This is a genomic window from Ruminiclostridium herbifermentans (genome assembly GCF_005473905.2).
GTDB lineage: Bacteria > Bacillota > Clostridia > Acetivibrionales > DSM-1351 > Ruminiclostridium > Ruminiclostridium herbifermentans.
The window spans coordinates 3,505,556-3,524,444 of the sequence record NZ_CP061336.1; the positions used below are offsets into that span (position 1 = coordinate 3,505,556).

16 protein-coding genes and 1 other annotated feature are annotated in these 18,889 nt (G+C 33.1%); of the genes, 4 read left to right on the top strand and 12 right to left on the bottom strand.

Annotated features, from left to right (window positions below):
- Positions 1–71 precede the first annotated feature (71 nt).
- From EHE19_RS14075 to EHE19_RS14110, 8 genes are all read right to left on the bottom strand, one after another.
- Positions 72–758, bottom strand: coding sequence for a hypothetical protein (locus EHE19_RS14075; RefSeq protein ID WP_137696752.1), 687 nt, complete (start codon positions 756–758; stop codon positions 72–74).
- A 168-nt stretch (positions 759–926) separates the two neighbouring features.
- Positions 927–1,358: a hypothetical protein gene (locus EHE19_RS14080; protein ID WP_137696753.1), complete on the bottom strand. Its 432-nt coding sequence runs from the start codon at positions 1,356–1,358 to the stop codon at positions 927–929.
- A gap of 338 nt (positions 1,359–1,696) precedes the next feature.
- Entirely contained in the window at positions 1,697–1,936 is a 240-nt protein-coding gene (locus EHE19_RS19605) for a hypothetical protein (RefSeq protein ID WP_205314711.1), read from the bottom strand.
- 14 nt (positions 1,937–1,950) lie between these two features.
- Positions 1,951–2,190 (bottom strand): hypothetical protein, encoded by a 240-nt coding sequence (locus tag EHE19_RS19610; RefSeq protein WP_205314712.1) that lies wholly within the window; start codon positions 2,188–2,190, stop codon positions 1,951–1,953.
- Between the two features lie 305 nt (positions 2,191–2,495).
- Positions 2,496–2,867: an ASCH domain-containing protein gene (locus tag EHE19_RS14095; RefSeq protein WP_137696754.1), complete on the bottom strand. Its 372-nt coding sequence runs from the start codon at positions 2,865–2,867 to the stop codon at positions 2,496–2,498.
- Positions 2,842–3,285, bottom strand: a complete 444-nt coding sequence (locus tag EHE19_RS14100; RefSeq protein WP_137696755.1) for a hypothetical protein — start codon at positions 3,283–3,285, stop codon at positions 2,842–2,844. The genes EHE19_RS14095 and EHE19_RS14100 overlap by 26 nt, the downstream gene beginning before the upstream one ends.
- Before the next feature lie 437 nt (positions 3,286–3,722).
- Positions 3,723–6,254, bottom strand: a complete 2,532-nt coding sequence (locus EHE19_RS14105; RefSeq protein WP_137696756.1) for an AMP-binding protein — start codon at positions 6,252–6,254, stop codon at positions 3,723–3,725.
- Positions 6,255–6,560: 306 nt separating this feature from the next.
- Positions 6,561–6,844: a binding site (T-box leader), on the bottom strand.
- 280 nt (positions 6,845–7,124) lie between these two features.
- The gene (locus EHE19_RS14110) at positions 7,125–7,523 is read right to left on the bottom strand and encodes a VOC family protein (RefSeq protein WP_137696757.1); all 399 of its coding nucleotides are present in this window, start codon (positions 7,521–7,523) and stop codon (positions 7,125–7,127) included.
- Positions 7,524–8,803: 1,280 nt separating this feature from the next.
- Between EHE19_RS14110 and EHE19_RS14115 the strand changes: the two genes are divergently transcribed.
- Entirely contained in the window at positions 8,804–9,715 is a 912-nt protein-coding gene (locus tag EHE19_RS14115) for a metallophosphoesterase family protein (RefSeq protein ID WP_137696758.1), read from the top strand.
- 148 nt (positions 9,716–9,863) lie between these two features.
- The gene (locus EHE19_RS14120) at positions 9,864–11,546 is read left to right on the top strand and encodes a DEAD/DEAH box helicase (RefSeq protein WP_137696759.1); all 1,683 of its coding nucleotides are present in this window, start codon (positions 9,864–9,866) and stop codon (positions 11,544–11,546) included.
- A 567-nt stretch (positions 11,547–12,113) separates the two neighbouring features.
- Here the strand turns inward: EHE19_RS14120 and EHE19_RS14125 are convergent.
- Positions 12,114–12,527, bottom strand: coding sequence for a hypothetical protein (locus EHE19_RS14125; RefSeq protein WP_137696760.1), 414 nt, complete (start codon positions 12,525–12,527; stop codon positions 12,114–12,116).
- Positions 12,528–12,877: 350 nt separating this feature from the next.
- Here EHE19_RS14125 and EHE19_RS14130 point away from each other — a divergent pair, with 350 nt between their 5' ends.
- Entirely contained in the window at positions 12,878–15,256 is a 2,379-nt protein-coding gene (locus tag EHE19_RS14130) for an ABC transporter ATP-binding protein/permease (protein ID WP_137696761.1), read from the top strand.
- 7 nt (positions 15,257–15,263) lie between these two features.
- On the opposite strand, the gene EHE19_RS14135 is transcribed toward EHE19_RS14130, so the two are convergent.
- Positions 15,264–15,809 (bottom strand): AAA family ATPase, encoded by a 546-nt coding sequence (locus tag EHE19_RS14135; RefSeq protein ID WP_137696762.1) that lies wholly within the window; start codon positions 15,807–15,809, stop codon positions 15,264–15,266.
- Between the two features lie 180 nt (positions 15,810–15,989).
- Positions 15,990–16,553: a hypothetical protein gene (locus tag EHE19_RS14140; protein ID WP_137696763.1), complete on the bottom strand. Its 564-nt coding sequence runs from the start codon at positions 16,551–16,553 to the stop codon at positions 15,990–15,992.
- 652 nt (positions 16,554–17,205) lie between these two features.
- Here EHE19_RS14140 and EHE19_RS14145 point away from each other — a divergent pair.
- Positions 17,206–18,015: an alpha/beta fold hydrolase gene (locus tag EHE19_RS14145; protein WP_137696764.1), complete on the top strand. Its 810-nt coding sequence runs from the start codon at positions 17,206–17,208 to the stop codon at positions 18,013–18,015.
- A gap of 247 nt (positions 18,016–18,262) precedes the next feature.
- Here EHE19_RS14145 and EHE19_RS14150 read toward each other — a convergent pair whose 3' ends face one another.
- Positions 18,263–18,811: a phosphohydrolase gene (locus EHE19_RS14150; RefSeq protein ID WP_137696765.1), complete on the bottom strand. Its 549-nt coding sequence runs from the start codon at positions 18,809–18,811 to the stop codon at positions 18,263–18,265.
- Positions 18,812–18,889: the final 78 nt, after the last annotated feature.

Sequence of the window (18,889 nt, forward strand, 5' to 3'; positions counted from 1 at the left end):
TCCTTCTATTCTAGAAAGCCGCTTTAAAAAATTAATTATATTTGATATGTTTAATACCTCTATATTGTTACTTACTTCAATTCTTTTTCTTGCTCTCCTTCTGCTTTGATTTTATCTACTTTTTCTTTAATAGCCTTTACCAGTGTATCTTCAGGTACATTATCATTAATAAACTGATAATTATTTGTTCGTTTTGTTTTACCGTTTGAAATAATCATGCTTCCCTGAAGAGGATTGATTGGTGAGCATGGAACTTCCCATTCGGCTTCTTCATAGCTTGCTAAAAAAAGCATATACCGTTCACCTAGCTGATAATATCCTGATCCTGTTTCTGATTCTATATGATCTACACCGTTATAGTTTCCTCCATATTGCTTTACTTTAACAATATCCCCTGGTTTTTTATTACCTTTAATTGCTTTATCAACTCTGAATTCGGAAACGGTATAAATCATAGTATCATTATTACTAGATATTTTTATTTCTTCAGGTGCATTAACCTTGATAACCTCACCGACAAGAACTATATCTGCTCTTTTATCAAGCTCTTCATAATTATTGTAATACGTATATGAACCTGAAGCCACCTGCCTGTTTAATGATTTGCTTGGTTTGTTGTCGCTTAAGTTGACTATTTCGCCAAAAGATATCTTTGTAAAAACATCAGTAGATTGCATATTGTATGCTATTAAAGTTATTATTACTGCTGCTATAGCTACAACTGGTATAATTATTTTTTTGCTTCTTAACATTGACATAAAACTCCTCCTAATAATCATAATTTGGTACATAGCCATAGCATGGCCAGCCTAAATTTACAGCATTTTTATCATACGTTTGAGGTGTGTAAATACTTGAAAAATTGGTTGCACTAGTTCTCATTATTGTGCTACTTGGTTCTGGACTACCATCATTATGTTCAAGACCTAATGCATGCCCAATTCATGTGCAACAACCCCTTGCCGTTCTGTTTGATTATAACCTTCCATGTATTTTTCATTTAATCTTATTTTAAATTTAGTTGTAAAATAGCTTCTAGTCTGTGAATAAGAGGTATCAGATATTAGTGGTTCATAATAACCAGACCATTCTTCATAGTAATAGCCTTGATACATTTTATTATTACTAGTTGTTATGGATATGGCTCGGTTTATTAATCCGCAAGTATTCCAAGAAACTTTTGCATTGGTTGCGTTATTCATATAACTAGATAAATTGGTGTAATCCACTTCTACTATTTGATAATGATAACCGTATGGATTGTATCTGTATTCAAGCACAGCATTAGCAAATGGAATCATAACCAAATTGCAAAATAAGCAAGCTAGAATAACTGCTAAAAATTTTACTTTTTTCATATTCAATCTCCTTATAAATTTTGTCAAGGATCAATAGTGGCTATTAAAGTAATTATTAAGATCTTAAAATTATTAATATTTTCCATATTACCCAATGTATGATAACACATTGCAAAAAAAATGTCAACCAGTTACATTTATTCAACTATAACCCTTATACACTATAAAGATTTATAAAATAAAAAACAGGAAGCTATTCATATGACTTTTTTGCAAAAAAAGAGCAGGGTACATTTTCTGTACTCTACTTTTTAGATATTTTTATTATGTCTTAACATAATGACATTGCGACTTTAACCTAATTTACAAAAAATACTCTGGTAATACTTCCAGAGCATCTACTTCATTTTTATATCTACTAAATTTTCAATTTGAGATTTATTCCAAAAACTATTTTCCCAATAAAAATATTCATCCTTACGCTTCTTAAAAATACGATATGGCTTATCTGAGTTGTCATACATATGACAAACATCACACAGTTGTACAAATTCAGAAATTAATTTTAACGCTTTATCATATCTTGAGATTATTTTATCTTTGGGAACATCATGACCGCCAGCAGCCTTTCGCCCCATAACCCTTACTACATTTATACTGGGATTTGAAGTAATACATAAATGCCACGAATAAAATATCCTTCTTCTCTTGCCTTGGCTAACAATTTGAGATTTCTGTCGGTAGATAAAACTGTTTCAAAAGTAAAGCTTATATGCTTTAAAATCAAATTATTTTTCATGTCATCAACCATCTGTGCTGCTTCCAAATCAGAGCAATTATTTGTCCTCTTAATATCATCAGCATTTATATAAGGCTCTATTATATTTGCCATTTTTGTAATAGTACTTTTACCACTGCCATTAGGACCGGCAAATACAATAATCTCTGGTTTTTAAGCATATACCTTCCTCCCATCTGGATATTCCAAATAAGGAGCTTTCTTTTCATAATCATATTTTGCAATAGGATGACCTTTTATTTTTTTATCTCATTTTCAATCCTAACTGCTTCTTCAAAACGTTTTGTAAGTTCATCGTCAGAAAGTCCGCAAGTAGAATCCAATTCGTTTTCTTCTGCCATTATAACTCCCTCCCTTACCTTTAGTATACGAATAAATCAGACGTCGCTCTATTATTATCAACTTATATAGACAAAAGACTGAGGTGCTGCCTTTACTCCATAATAGGACAATTCCTTTGGGCTTTCATATTTTACTATGTCCTTTAGCTTATAGGCTATTGCATTTTCTCTCCCATTATAATATTTTCGAAAAAAACTCTCGTTTATTCCTGAACTTTTACTTGTTTTTTGCCACACATCGGTAGGAGTTCCTTCTAATACTTCCTCAACAACAGCTTCACCTACTACTTTCATCACTGGAGCTGTTGAATATATTATTATTTTATCAATACTTTCCTTACATTTTCTCTTACGGAATTCATATTTCTTTGTTCCATTAAAAATATTCTCTACATGCTCAGGATTAATCGATAATAATATCTTGCACATTTTTACCACCCATTTCTAATATACGTTTAAATTGCTCTTTAGATAACTTATTTGTATAAGGATACCCTTCAAACCAGCCATTCTGTTTTAATGTTTTATGATTTATATTGTTACCCTTACCTAAATATCCATTATATAAAAGTTCTAAAACAACAACATTGCTTTTATTATATATGTTTCTCAACTCAATTTCATTAAAAACTGATTTATTGCCAATTATTTTAACAAATTCATTATAACCTATTATTTCTCTTCCCATCTGTTTTATATTAATTTGCTTAATAATTGTACAAAAAGATGTAATAACCGATTTATATGTAGCTGGACCCTCTCCTGTGTGCCTTCGGTATATTAAAACAGGCTCACCTGGTAAATATCCTAATTTGCTTGTAGGTGTAGCAATAAATACCTTTGTCATACCATTAGCGGCTGCAATTTCATCTGTCTCTTGTATTGTATTATATGATTCAGAGTACGGAAATAAAGTATAATGATAATCTTCATTAACTAAAACAGCATAGCCGCTTATAACGACTATGCCGATATTTTATCACTTAACCTATTGAAAAGCTGTTTTTATTTTTACCTTACTAAAACTACACAGTTGAATATTCTTCTTAAAGCCTAATATTATCAGGTGTGATAGCAATTATCAAATGAAAAGTATATAATCGTTTAAAATTGAGTTAGTTTATTGAATAACATACTTTTGATAATTCTACCACACCAATAAATTTAATATGTGCGAAGTTTGAGTCACCTTAATATTATATTTATGCTCTCAAAAAACACCTAGGTAATCAGCATTGTAGCTTTATGCCTGTGCCTTTAAGTAACCTTTGTAAAGAAAAATTATTACGCTGTAACAATATTTTTGGCTGCTTGCAAGCCAAACTTCTCAACAGCATGTTCACGCATCTTGTATTTAAGAATCTTTCCTGCAGCATTCATTGGGAATTCTGTTACAAAATCAATGTAGCGTGGAGTTTTGTGCTTTGCCATATGTGAGCGGATATAATCCTTTAGCTCATCCTCAGTCAATTCCATACCTTCCTTCAGTATAACACATGCCATAATTTCCTCACCATACTGCTGGTCTGGTACACCTATAACCTGAACATCTCTTACATTTGGATGAGTATATATAAAGTCCTCAATCTCCTTAGGATAAATATTCTCACCGCCACGAATAATCATATCCTTCATACGGCCTGTAATTTTGAAATTACCATTTTCATCACGTCTTGCAATATCACCGGTATGTAGCCAGCCATCCTTGTCTATTGCAGCTGCTGTGGCCTCAGGCATTTTGTAGTAGCCCTTCATTATATTGTAGCCTCTAGCAACAAACTCACCATCCACATTGTCTGGTAAATCCTTTCCTGTTTCAGGATCAACAATTTTGCACTCTATTCCTGGCAATGCCCTTCCAACTGTATTTACTCTCACCTCAAGAGGGTCATCAACACGGCTCTGTGTACATCCTGGTGAAGACTCAGTTTGTCCAAAAACAATAGTAATCTGAGACATGTTCATTTTATCAACTACATCCTGCATAACCTTTACAGGACAAGGACTTCCTGCCATAATACCTGTTCTCATATGTGAAAAATCAGTTTTTGCGAAATCTTCATGCTCAAGCATAGCAATAAACATTGTTGGCACTCCATTAACAGCAGTTATTTTCTCCCTGTTAATACAGTCAAGACTCTTTTTAGGAGAAAAAGCTGTAATAGGTGACATTGTAGCACCATGAGTCATGCTGGCGGTCATTGAAAGAACCATTCCAAAGCAGTGAAACATTGGTACATGAATCAAAAATCTATCAGCTGTAGATAAATCCATACAATCGCCTATGTTCTTTCCATTGTTAATAACATTATAATGAGTCAGCATAACACCTTTTGGGAAGCCTGTTGTACCTGAAGTATACTGCATATTGCAAACATCATGCTTGTTGATGGCAAATGCACGTCTGTAAACCTCTTCAATTGGTACTCTATTGGCTAAAGCAATTGCTTCATCCCAAGATAAACAACCCTTCTGCTTTGATTCAATTGTAATAATATTTCTTAGGAACGGCAAACGTTTAATATGTAATGGTTTTCCTGCCTCAGCAGTCTCCAGTTCAGGGCAGAGTTCCTTCATAATTCCTACATAATCTGAATCTCTGTAGCCATCAATCATTACTAACGTGTGAGTATCTGATTGGCGCAGCAAATATTCAGCCTCATAAATCTTGTAGGCAGTATTAACAGTTACAAGTACCGCACCTATCTTTGTAGTTGCCCAGAATGTAATAAACCATTGAGGAACATTTGTTGCCCATATTGCAACATGATCTCCAGGCCTTACACCTAATGCAATTAGTGAACGAGCAAAGGTGTCAACATCATCACGGAACTCAGAATAAGTTCTTGTGTAGTCCAATTCAGTATAGCGGAAACAATACTGATCTGGGAATTCCTCAACCATTCTGTCCAGCACCTGCGGGAAAGTTAAATCAATTAGTGTATCTTTTTCCCAAACATATTGACCAGTTCCTGCATTATTATAATAAAGATGTCCCTTTGATACACTCTTCTCAGTAAACTGGCTCATGTAGTTTATGAAGTTAGGGAATACAATCCCTGCATCACTAAGCTCAGAAGCCCAACGCTTAACCCATTCAAGAGAAATGTAGCCTTCATAATTAATTGAACGAAGAGCGAACATAATACTTTCGATAGGCAAATCACCCTCACCTGTCATACGGTATTTAACTTTTCCGTCTTCTACTACAGAATCCTTAATATGAATATATTTTATATAAGCACCAAGGTTTTGCACAGTCTTGCCTGGATTTTCATTAAAAAACCTAAATGGGTGATGAACATCCCACAATGCAGCTACCGCATCACTTTGAGCATCATTAAGCAGCTTGCAAAGACGTTCAGTATCAGCATATACACCATTTGTCTCAATAAGTAATGTTACATTGTGTTCTTCCGCAACAGGAATCAGACGCTTTAATGCAGCAAGAACAATCTCATCATCAACCTCTCCAGTTACGTGTGGTTCTAAATCTCCAAGTACACGTACATATGGTGTTCCCAGCTTTGATGCAAGTTTAATATATTGTACAAGTTCTTGGTAGTTTTCTTCTTCCTTATCAGCAAATTTAAGACAATTTCCTGAAGACAGACAAGGAATTTCTAGACGTAGTTTTGAGAGTTTTTCTAAAGTTTCTGGCAACTGACTTTCAGTAAATGGCTGGGCCTTAACAGCAAAGATTTCATCACCTAAACCGCGGATTTCAATACCGTCAAATCCAAAATCCTTAGCCATGGAATAAATATCTGTCCAACTAAAATCTGGACACCCAAGTGTTGAAAAAGCAATTTTCATAAATTATCTCCTCCTTAAATTTATTTTACTGTTTGAATGACAATTAAAATAAGTTGATTATTAATACCTAAATCAATATTAAATTTCTCGATTATAGAAAAATTTTATTAATCAACGGTATTTCATCAAGGCGAAACTCATTCTCATCGATTAAAACCAATTCAGAACCCACTCGCTTATAGAAGCAGCAAGCACTTTCTTGTATCAATATAATTTTCTTGCCTTGATATAATTTTTATTTTAATGGCACTATTATGTCAAAATTGATCCAAGAACAACAAAAAAGCTTTCATCCCCAACATTTCTGTTAGAGACGAAAGCTATAAGCCTCCGTGGTACCACTCTTATTGGTATTTGCATACCCACTCTGCGTCATCTATCCAATGAACTATTCATGGAGAAATAACCTCTCTTGATAACGGCGAGAAACCCGTTCATTCCTACTTACTAAAGCCATATATTAAACAGCTTTTGCTTTCAGATGAAAGCTCAAGGGTGAGTTCACAACCTACTCTGTGTACTGTCTTTCAGCAAACGACAGCTCTCTGGAACACTAGGAAATAGTGTGTTTTCCCTATCAATGCATTTTTGCGCTATTGAAAATATCATATCAAAATTATTTTACTTTGTCAATTAATTTTAGTTTAAATATCTCAATTTATGCCAATTATTTTCATATATTTCTATTTTGCATCTTTTTTCTTATTGTGTTTTCATATTGCTTTATAGAGTAATATTTCAAAACACATTAAATATTTAGAGCTTATCCACTTTTTAAGTATAAATATAACAATGAATTATTATTTTAGCTTTGTTCACAATTTTAATGCCACTTTGTAGAGAGTTATTCAATTCTATGTATGATAAAGGTTAAAAGTATTCATTCTTATCGTCTTCAATAGAACCAGTTATTTTTTCTATTAGCTGAATTTTTAAACCGTTTGGATCTAAAATATATATAAACTTAACATGTGGGTTTGGTCTAAAGGGGCCACTTTCAATTTTAATTCCTCTCTTCTCTAAAAATTGAATTTTCTCACTAACAGATTCCACTTCAAATCCTAATGATATATTTGGGCCAAAATTGACTTCTTTGATTGTCTCATTGTATATTAGTTCAATGTTTGTTTCACCATCACCCAAAAATACAATTTTTACTCCAGACTGAGGCTCCAATTCTCTGATTATTGGAAGTCCTATTATATCTTTATAAAAATTAATAGACTCTTCTAAATTTTTAACTGTCAATGTACACCAACAAAATTTCATAATGCGTGTTCCTCCTTAAGTAGTTTATTAAATAAATTGAAGTGTAATCATTGCATTTTAATTTTCAGCACAACTCAACTAGTTCATAACGCCTAGAATAAGTATCAAAATTTTGGATTGCAGAAAAGTTCGATTACTTCAGCGGTATGTCTACGAGACAAGAAATATTCATACTGTCTGAAAAACAAAGCGATAAAATCTACTTATATTGAAGTGTTAACTTTACCAGTCTCGTAATAATCCAATATATACCTTTTCTTATAAATAACTTTATGCATTGCCAAATATATTTATTCAATTAGATTTTCAACTTTAACATTAATAAATATTTACTATTACGCTCAATAACAGTTGAATATTTTTGTATATGCAATTACTTTTGTCAAATATAACATAATAAATAATTAAACAACACCATTAATCTGGAATATATTAGAATTCTTGCACAGACTACAAATTATTTATATGCTCTACACCTATATAAAATCAAAATTAGTGAACGATTTTCTAAATAATTTTATAGTTCTTTTATGTTGTTTACTATATAATACCATGTATTTTATTGGTATTTAACCTAATTTTAACTATTTTTTTACTTAAACCTCCACAACAAAATTTAACACGATAGAAATTATATCGTGACAATGCATATGTTTTATTCAGGTCAATTAAGCTTATAGGCAATTTTTAATACAGTTTTGGTTTGAATTTGTTCTATGACTTGAATATTAAACCTTAACCTACACTGTTAAAATATTATGGTATTTTGCTACTTGAAAAAGCATCATGTTCATATAAAATTGTATCCCATGCCAGACTCAGCTCAAAGCTATCATATATCGTATATTTAGCCAATTGTAATTGATTGACAATATAAATAAATACCATTACCTATTAAATGTATAAATTTATATAATATGTATACAATGTTAAACAATTTAATATATACTAAAATATACATCCTTTATACTATATTCTACCATATTATTTCATTTATCGGCAACTAATAACATAAATTTTATTTATTTTTTTACTATGTGATGAATTATGGAGGTAATTTTATTTCCAATTAAATACAAATGACTATAATTGATAATCATGAACGACAAAATTTTTAACTTTCACTGTTGAACAAAAATAAAACTAATATTCTTTTCTGAATATACTTAAAAGTAATTGATAAAAATATAGTCAATTCTAAGTTTAATAATTATTTTGATGAATCAGTTAGTATTCCAAGAAAATTAACTTTAATTATATAAAGCTGCGGAGTGATTTTATTGTTCACAGACAGAAGGTTAACTGAAGCATACAACAATGCCAAAGTAGAGTATTTTGACAATACTTCTAAATATATATTTTTTAGCGATTTACACAGAGGTGATGACAGTGTATCAGATGAATTTTGCAGAAATCAAAGCCTTTTCCTGCATGCTCTTGATTATTACTATAATGAAGGCTATGTTTATGTTGAGGCAGGAGATGGAGATGAACTCTGGGAATACCCAAAATTCAAGCATATAAGACTTGCGCACAGTGATGTATTTTTAGTTATCAAAAAGTTTTTTGATGATAATAGATTAATTTTGCTTTATGGAAACCATAATATTTATCTAAAGAATAAAACCTTTGTTAAAAAAAATTATTATAGCTATTATGACGATTACAATCAGGATTATCATGATTTTCTTAAGGGAATTGAGCCTTTTGAAGCATTATTACTTAAGAACTCCTCTACAGGCCAAGAAATTCTAACTGTTCATGGTCACCAAGGTGATTTTATTAATGATCAATTCTGGGTAGTATCAATGTTTTTTCTAAGATACTTGTGGCGGTTCATGCATGTAGTAGGATTTCAAAATCCATCTAGCCCCGCAAGAAACATGTATAAAAGACACAAAATCGAAAGGAACTATAAGAAATGGATTGAGCGCCATGAAATAATGCTAATTTGCGGTCACACTCACAGACCAAAATTTCCAAAAAGCGAAGAATTGCCTTACTTTAATACCGGATGTGGCATTCATACAAGAGGAATAACGGGTATTGAAATATTAGAGGGCAAAATATTAATGGTAGACTGGAGAATACTAGCTGACAAGGATGGAGTACTTCAGGTTGAAAGGCATGTAATGAGGGGCCCTGAGCCAATTGAAAACTTTGACTTTAATAAAAATAATTTTGATCATTAATTATGTAATTATTTATCGAAAAATTAATATTATACAAAATTTATATCGTTTTTTAGCTTTTTCTTATTTCAAACAATAACATATATCTAGAACAAATCATAAGTAAATGATATAATTATTACAACTATATAAACGAAAGAAGATAACGATGAATACGAGTTTTAGTGAATTGGGCATATCGCCCCCAATATTAAAAGCCTTAGAAGAAATGGGATTTGAAGCACCTACTGAAGTACAAAAAAGAGCAATACCTCATATACTTAACAAAGAAGATTTAATTGTAATGTCCAAGACAGGCAGCGGAAAAACCGCTGTTTTTGGCGTTCCCATGCTGCAGCTGACTGATAGCAAGGCTTTAGAGCCACAAGGTTTGATTCTTACTCCTACAAGAGAATTAGCCGTACAAATAGACAATGATATTAAGCATTACTCAAAGTATTTGTCACACAGAACAACAGCAGTGTACGGACAGCATAATATAAACATTGAAATTCAAGCTTTAGCAAAGGGTGCTTCTATTGTTACCGGAACTCCGGGACGTGTATTTGATCACATACAGCAAGGCAATTTAAAGACAAAGCATATAGGCTTTTTAGTACTTGACGAAGCTGACAGGATGCTTGATATGGGCTTTCTTGATCAGGTTGTAAAAATTATTAAAACTATTCCTAAAGACAGGGTTACCTTGCTATTCTCTGCAACAATGCCTCACGAGATGCATAAAATATGCAGAAACTATATGAAAAATCCTGTGACAATTGAAATTGAGTCACAGACCATGACTGTAGATACTATTAGTCAGGTATATTATCGTGTAAATGATAATGAAAAAAACATACAATTAAACCGCCTGCTTATGCTGGAAAGACCTGAAAGCTGCATAATTTTTTGTAATACTCGTTTTGCAGTTGACAAAGTACAAAGCTTTTTATCACGAAAGGGCTATTCATGCCATGCATTACATGGTGATATTCCACAGGCAAGACGTCTAAAAACTATACAACAGTTCAAGGCTGGTGCGTTTCCTCTATTAGTAGCTACTGATGTTGCAGCACGTGGTATTCATGTTGAGAGTTTATCATTAGTCATCAATTATGATATTCCTCAAGACAAGGACAATTATGTACATAGAATAGGCAGAACAGGCAGAGCTGGAAATGATGGTCGTGCTCTCAGCTTGGTTACAAGTGACGATATTATGACCTTATATGAAATTGAAGAGCACATTGGAACTATGATTCCCGAGGAAGAACTGCCATCAGAGGATGTCTTAAATGAGCAAAAGGTTCAATGTGATGAATGGATTAAATCTGTTTCACACAAGAGTAAAACAGCTCCTCGCTTAAATAATGATGGCCTTATCAAAGAAAACCGCAAGAAGCTGTCTCGAACTGCATCAGGTACTAGTACAAGAACTGCTCAAAATAAGTACTCCCACGACAAAAGCAAACAGCCCTTTGATAAGAAAAGCAATAATAAATCTAAGAGCAATGAACAGAGTAATTTAACTCATAATGAATTTGATAGAAGTCAAAAATCACAGCGTAAAGCTAATTCCAATAAGCAAACAGCTTTTGCTGACAAGACTATTGATATTGCTCCTGCAATACAGAGTTCTACTGGCAAGACTGCAACTAGAAAAGTAATTCGCAGTAAAACAGTCAGCACAAAAGGACGTATAGGAACGCCTGACAGTAAAGCTGCTGCTATTGCAAATACTCAGTCAGCACAGTCAGTACATGGGCACTCAGCTGCTGCACAAAGCAAAACAACCCAGCCAAACAAAAAGCCTCTACTCAAACGTATTATGCAGCGTTTGTTTGGGAAGTAAGGTGTATTTAGGTGACTACACATAGCAAAAATAGTGCAGATTGTATTCTTTAAGCGCAACCAAAGCCGAGGAAGCCCATAATGAGTTTTCTCGGTTTTTTATAACTTTCTCGGCTTTAATAATATGGATTGGGTTAATCACAAAGCTTAGGCTCATTGTTCCAACAGAGTGCTGTATGAATAATGAGACATTAGTAATTTAACTGGTTGTGCTAATATATTTTGAAATGAGTTTGCAGGTACTACTTATTATTTTTGCTGGTACGCGAGTACAACTTATCTAAATGGGCTGCTTGATTAAAGATATTTGTTTGAATTTGTTGGTGAAGAATAGTTAAATATACCGTAAAACCTACAGGATGTAGGTTTTAGCGATACAATGAAGCAAGGACGCTGAATGTGGTAAGGCGGTATAATTAACTATAATGAACCAATACAAATTCAACAAATATCTTGGGAGTAGTCCATTTAGATAAGTTGTATGGGAGTACCTGTAAATTAGTAATGAAAGTTTCCCTGCATGGTTTATAAAATAATTTGCACAACCAGCATAAGTTAATAACACAATTTACTTTTCCATCTCTTCTTTTATCCTATTTAATTCATCTAAATTATTTGCAGGAGCGGCAATAATATAATCTTTCTTAGTTTCATGTTTATTTGTAGTTATGTATACTTTGCTAAAATCATCATTACTTTTTATTGTACCAATCATTTTCAGTATAGGCTGACCGTCATCATCAACTGTTGTATACGCAAGAGTTCCCATTCCATTCATTACATTTAAATCAAATGTAATAGGTATTAGGTCATAGTATTTTGTATATTCAATATTTTCTATAACAATTTTACCTTTGAACACATGATTTTTATATAAATTTCCATCTATTTTAATATTAACTTGTTCACTGGCTTTAGTGTCCATATCATACTGAAGCCCTGCAAATTCTGATTTTATGTTTGAGGGAATATTCCACCACAATATAAATACTACTCCACATATGATTATCACAGATAGAATAATTGCAGATAATTTTTTAATAAAAAGCACCTCTCTTTCTAATTAAAATATATCAATTGGTCTATTTTGAATTATTGATTAAACTAAATATTGCTCTTATTACATTAGCTATTCTCAAATATATAACTTACTTCCAAAACGTAATTAATAATATTATAGTATTAATTGTAATTTATGTAAATTTAACCAATATTATTAGATATATTTATTACATGAGTATCTTTTAAGTATTTCCACGTATTATTTCTATCAAATTTCCTAATTATAAAATACATAGCAAACAACAGCAAATCAAAAGGAGTTAATTACAAATGCTGCAATTGAAAGACATTACAAAAACCTATACTACTGGTGAATTTACACAAGTGGCATTAAATAATGTAAACCTTTCCTTCAGAAAAAATGAATTTGTTGCTATCTTAGGGCCGAGCGGCTCGGGTAAAACCACATGCTTGAATGTAATAGGCGGTTTGGACCATTATGATAGCGGTGATTTGATTATAAATGGTAAATCCACAAAATTTTTTAAAAATCCCGAATGGGATGCTTACCGAAATAATAGCATAGGTTTTATTTTTCAAAGCTATAACCTTATTACTCATCTGAGCATTATTGATAATGTAGAAATGGGCATGACACTAAGCGGTGTTTCAGCTAAATTAAAGCACCAGAAAGCCTTGGAAGCTCTTGAAAGAGTGGGACTAAAGGAACATATTCACAAAAAACCAAATCAGCTATCTGGTGGTCAAATGCAGAGAGTTGCCATTGCACGCGCCCTAGCTAATAATCCTGATATAATTTTGGCTGATGAACCAACAGGCGCGCTAGATACAGCTACAAGTGAGCAAATCATGGAACTTATAGAGGAAATTGCCCAAGACAAGCTTGTTATTATGGTTACACATAATGCTGAACTTGCTGAGCGATATGCAGACCGTATTGTTAAATTCAAGGATGGTCATGTGGTGGATGATAGCAATCCCTATGGTTCAGTTATCAATGAGTTTGGCTATAAGCTGAAAAAAACTAGTATGAGCTTTTCCACCGCCCTTAAGTTATCAGGTAAAAATATATCTAAAAAAATGTGGAGAACTATTCTCACAGCCTTTGCCTCAAGTATTGGAATTATAGGAATAGCACTGATTCTGAGTCTTTCCTCAGGATTTCAGAAGCAAATTGACAAATTTCAAAGAGATGCTTTGTCGGAATTTCCAATTATAATATCGCAGTCTGCAATGAATATGGATGAGGAAAGCATAAATAAAATGAGGAATAATAGCCTAGCCAATCAAAAGGAATATACAAATGAAAAAAAGGTCTTTCTTTATGACCCGGCAGAAACCTCCATTGCCCATACAAACATATTCACTGAAGATTATCTTGATTACATTAAAGCAATTGACCCCTCTATATGTAACAACATAGGTTATACAAGACTGGTTGGCATGAATTTGCTGCGTAAAATTAATGGTGAAATCAAACCAGTATCTATGGCAATAGGCATAAATGTTGCCAGTGGTGGTGAAATGGATATGCAGACCATGTCCGCTAGCATGACTAACATGACCAGTATGAATGGAATTGGTCTGACCTCCTACCCCGAGACGCTGGGAAAATCTTCCGAATCCTATTTAGAAAAGAATTATGATTTACTTGCAGGCTCGTATCCTTCTGATGAAACAGGTCTGGTGCTTGTAGTTGATAACCAGAATCGTGTAGACTACAATGTTCTAAAAAATCTTGGATTTACTGTTGATAATGTAGACAGCATTGATTTTGAAGAAATTGTAGGAACAGAATTAAAGCTGATAACCAATGATGATTACTACACTGAAACCGAACTGGGAAGCTTCATTCCAGGCAATAATTATGATACTATGTATGAATCTAAAGATAGTATTACTCTAAAAATAACAGGAATTATCCGTTTGAAATCAAGCGTCTCACTAGGTGTCCTCGGCAATGGAATTGCTTACAGCGACAAGCTGGTTCAGAGAATTACTAACAATGCAAATAAATCCGAAATAGTCATGGCTCAGCGTGAAGCAGACTACAATGTCATGACAATGGAGCAGCTGGACGAAGCCTCTAAAAGTGCTTTTCTCACATATTTAGGAGGAAATCCAACTCCATTTATGATTTTTTTGTACCCCTCCAGCTTTGAAGCAAAGGATGCAGTATTAAACTATCTAAATGCTTACAACATAGGAAAGGCAGAAAAAGACACAATAATCTATACTGACCTTGCAAGCACCATCACCAAAATGACAAGTGGCATTATGAATGCTATTACATTGGTATTAATAGCCTTTGCCGCTATATCTCTAATAGTTTCTCTTATAATGATTGGTATTATCACATATATTTCGGTACTGGAACGTACAAAGGAAATTGGTGTTCTCCGTGCTCTTGGTGCTAGAAAGAAGGATATTTCTCGTGTGTTTAATGCAGAAACCTTTATAATTGGCAGCTGTTCTGGCTTTTTGGGCATTACCATTGCATATTTATTGACTATACCAGCTAATATTATTATAGAAAACATGACAGATCTGCCCAATGTTGCACAATTGAATCCTCTTCATGCACTGGCTTTGGTGGTTATTAGCGTAATACTCACACTTATTGGAGGCACAATCCCTGCTAAAATGGCTGCTAAAAAAGACCCTGTGGAGGCGTTGAGGACGGAGTAGTTAGTAATTATTTACCTATCTTATTCATTACTATATTCATACTTTCTTTTACACTTTGCATTCCTTCAATTCTGATAACGTCACATTTTAGCCTTTTAAGCCATTCATTGTGTACGTAAAGGCTTCTCATTTTCGGGCCACCATCATCATATGCAGCTGCCCATTGAACAAAGGCATTATGGCTGTCATATAAATCTCCGCCTAAAGAAATACGCTTCTTTGGATATCTTTCCTTTTCACGCTGAATTAGCCTTTCCATACGTGTTTCTTTAGGCACATACAGAAATATAACCAAATCGTAGAGTTCTATAAGAGAATCTCCCCAGCTGCAATTTGAACCATATAATATCCATTTTTCAGCTTTATCCAAATCATTTTTTAATAATTCAAGCCTTTCATTAACGGGTCGTTTAGTTGTGTATGGCAGTTCAGTGGGAAGCCAATAATAATCATCAGTATCAAAATGTCTATACCCTAGTTCCCTGCTTAGTGCTTTTGCAAGTGTTGTAGTTCCTGAAACAGAGGCTCCTGTGATGTGTATGTGCTTTTTCATGAGTATCGCCTCCTAAGTTTTACAGATTGTTTCTTAAAACCAATCGAGGAGTCAGTTAATATAGGAGTAATATCCATATTTTTATTACATACACATAACTTTTTAATCAGTCCATACCGTTTTTGTATTTTAATTTTTCATATTGCTTTGGAATTTAACCTAATGGCATTTGATTTTTGATTATAAAGTTCTTCCGAACCATTTACAGTCTCTAATACATGAACTTTGCTTATTATCGTATATGTCTGCATAATCAACCCTTATAACCAAATCTTTCAATATTTGCCTAATACCTTGTATATCTAATGCATCAGTAGGAGTATAGCTTACTAGAGTAATTTCATTATCAGGCGCAATTACTCTTCCTTCAATACTTTCAACAAAATCGTTAAAACTATGTAAATTCACTATTTTACTTCCCATCTGAGTTTTTATGATTATTTCTTGAGGAATTAATTCAATTACTGAATTTGCCTTTTCATTTTTTATATTTTCACATTGTAAGTTCTTAATTATAGCTGGACCCAAACCATTGTTATGCACCCTAATAAATATATGAGTTTCATAATCACCAAAAACAATGTTTAATATAGGTTTGACACTATTTACATTAAATCTTCTTTGTGACTCATAAGTAATAATGGATACTACTATTGCAAATATAGATGTTATCGCAGCAAGCATTGTACCTATAGCCTGTAAAACACCTGTATACTTATCTAGAAAATTAAATATTTCTAACATTTTTCCTCCTAAATTGTATTTCAGCATCAAGTTTTTAAATATTCCTGATATCCTTGCAAAAAGAATAAAATAATTAAATATATTCATTCACTATATATTATCTACATCTAGTAATTTTGTCAAATAATTAAACATAAAACTATATATGGTACTTAATTGTGCAGATATACATTTAGTAGATATATACTTGTCTATGTGTTATCCTTATATTAAGAAATTACCGCGTTGTGCTTATTGTTTTATAGACCTTGCAGGGTAAAATATATTACTGGCTTAGTGATACTTCCTTACAAGTACTAGCTAAGGGCAATTTATTGTACTTATTTACTGGGATTTTTCCGTACAAACTTACCTATATGGGTTGTTTCCAAGATATTTGTTGAATTAGAATGGGTTGATTCATAGTTAATTATACCGTCGCTTACATTAAGTATCCATGCTTCATTGTAAGCTAGTAAAAATCAACTATCATTTCACCTATAAATTCAAACTAATATCTTTAACCAAGCATTCCCATGAGTTCTACTCGCATATATTAATGTTCAATAAGTAATTTACCTGCAAACTCATTTCAAAATAAATTGCACAATAAGTTAAATTAACACCAATAATAGCTATATTAATACAAATATAGCATTTGGAGATGATAAATATGAAAGAAAAGATATATGAATCAGAACGAGGAAATGTACATTATTGGGTAACAAATGACAACTCAAATGACATGCCATGGATAGTCTTTCTTCCAGGCTTGACCGCTGGTCATAATTTGTTTGACAAGCAAATAGAGTACTTTCGCACCAAATATAATTGCCTGGTATGGGATGCACCGGCTCATGGCAAATCACGTCCATACGCAATGGATTTTACGTTGGATGAAGTAGCAAAAGTCTTGCATGAAATTATTCAGTTAGAACAAATTGAAATGCCAGTTATAATTGGACAATCCTATGGAGCATATGTCACTCAAGCATATCTTTCATTGTATTCAGAACCTATACGGGGATTTGTATCAATTGATTCATGCCCATTGCAAAAGAAATATTATTCAAAATGGATTCTCTGGTGGCTAAAACATACAGAAGGAATGTATCGCAGCATTCCGTGGAAACTGCTTATTAAATGGAGTCTTGTTGGATTAGTCACAAGCAGCTATGGTCGCCAAAATTACAAGAATGATATAGAAGCTTATCAAAAGAAGTATTTTTGCAAATTAGCAGGACGAGGCTTTTACACAGTGGCAGAGGCAATTGAGCTTGACCGCCCTTACCCTATTTCTTGCCCAATCCTTCTTCTTTGTGGTGAAAAGGATGCTGCTGGCTTTACAAAAAGCTATAATAAGAAATGGAGTAAAGGTGAAGGCTACCAACTAATAATGGTTCCAAACGCTGGTCATAATTCAAACGCAGATAATCCAGATTTCGTAAATAGCGCAATTGACACTTTCCTACAAAAACTGTAGCACATCAAAATGTTAAATAACAAACTCTTATCCAAAGAAGATTATTTTCACTGATTCATACGTATTTTTTTACAGCGGTGAGTGCGGAAAATAAGTTGTACCCTATCGTGCTCTGAAAGGAGTAATTATAGTGTATTCAAAAATCAAATGAATCAACAATCTTTAAATCTGAACTCCATTTCCGCTTTGATTCAAAGCAATAATGTCAGTCTTATTAATATGTCAGTCTTTTTACAATTAACTCATTCTATTTAAACTGTAACTGTACAAGACTTTCAAAGCACGAAATGAATTCTTGCTCCACACTAATGAAATCTCGCTGTGAGAAATCATGCGCCATAGCCATTTGGGGTATTGAGGTCGTAACTTGCACATCCATTAATTCCTTAAACTCGCAATAAAGTAATGCATCATCCACCTCTGATATTTGCATTTTCTCAGCCTCAGTTAAATCACCAAGCCCAAACCTATCATATATCACTCGCTGCAGCTTTGCTTCAATATTAAAATACGCTGACAAATTCTTTTTAACAGGTCTTGTCAAATCGGAAATATAACTTTCGCTTGCATCATGCAGCAAACACCCAAGCTGCACCCTCTGAGAATATCCCCTCTGCTTGGCCTCCTTACAGCAGCTGATACAATGCTGCGCTACTGAATAGAAATGCTTAAAATGCCCATTAGCTCTGGTCATTAGCGACAGCGCATGTGCTATGTCTATAATGTTTATGTCCTCTTTTACTGGCTCAAGTGGATAAAATTTAGTTTTTGAATATGTTAGAATGTAGTCTGACATGGGGGCTCCTGTTTATTATTTATTTACTATGCTGTAATCTATGGTAAGTATATCACTAAATATTATTATGTACAGCAA

What these genes read in the sequence shown, in the direction of transcription:
- EHE19_RS14075 (WP_137696752.1), bottom strand. Translation starts at nt 758, where the DNA reads ATGTCAATGTTAAGAAGCAAAAAAATAATTATACCAGTTGTAGCTATA.
- EHE19_RS14080 (WP_137696753.1), bottom strand. Translation starts at nt 1,358, where the DNA reads ATGAAAAAAGTAAAATTTTTAGCAGTTATTCTAGCTTGCTTATTTTGC.
- EHE19_RS19605 (WP_205314711.1), bottom strand. Translation starts at nt 1,936, where the DNA reads ATGGGGCGAAAGGCTGCTGGCGGTCATGATGTTCCCAAAGATAAAATA.
- EHE19_RS19610 (WP_205314712.1), bottom strand. Translation starts at nt 2,190, where the DNA reads ATGGCAAATATAATAGAGCCTTATATAAATGCTGATGATATTAAGAGG.
- EHE19_RS14095 (WP_137696754.1), bottom strand. Translation starts at nt 2,867, where the DNA reads ATGTGCAAGATATTATTATCGATTAATCCTGAGCATGTAGAGAATATT.
- EHE19_RS14100 (WP_137696755.1), bottom strand. Translation starts at nt 3,285, where the DNA reads ATGACAAAGGTATTTATTGCTACACCTACAAGCAAATTAGGATATTTA.
- EHE19_RS14105 (WP_137696756.1), bottom strand. Translation starts at nt 6,254, where the DNA reads ATGAAAATTGCTTTTTCAACACTTGGGTGTCCAGATTTTAGTTGGACA.
- EHE19_RS14110 (WP_137696757.1), bottom strand. Translation starts at nt 7,523, where the DNA reads ATGAAATTTTGTTGGTGTACATTGACAGTTAAAAATTTAGAAGAGTCT.
- EHE19_RS14120 (WP_137696759.1), top strand. Translation starts at nt 9,864, where the DNA reads ATGAATACGAGTTTTAGTGAATTGGGCATATCGCCCCCAATATTAAAA.
- EHE19_RS14130 (WP_137696761.1), top strand. Translation starts at nt 12,878, where the DNA reads ATGCTGCAATTGAAAGACATTACAAAAACCTATACTACTGGTGAATTT.
- EHE19_RS14135 (WP_137696762.1), bottom strand. Translation starts at nt 15,809, where the DNA reads ATGAAAAAGCACATACACATCACAGGAGCCTCTGTTTCAGGAACTACA.
- EHE19_RS14140 (WP_137696763.1), bottom strand. Translation starts at nt 16,553, where the DNA reads ATGTTAGAAATATTTAATTTTCTAGATAAGTATACAGGTGTTTTACAG.
- EHE19_RS14145 (WP_137696764.1), top strand. Translation starts at nt 17,206, where the DNA reads ATGAAAGAAAAGATATATGAATCAGAACGAGGAAATGTACATTATTGG.
- EHE19_RS14150 (WP_137696765.1), bottom strand. Translation starts at nt 18,811, where the DNA reads ATGTCAGACTACATTCTAACATATTCAAAAACTAAATTTTATCCACTT.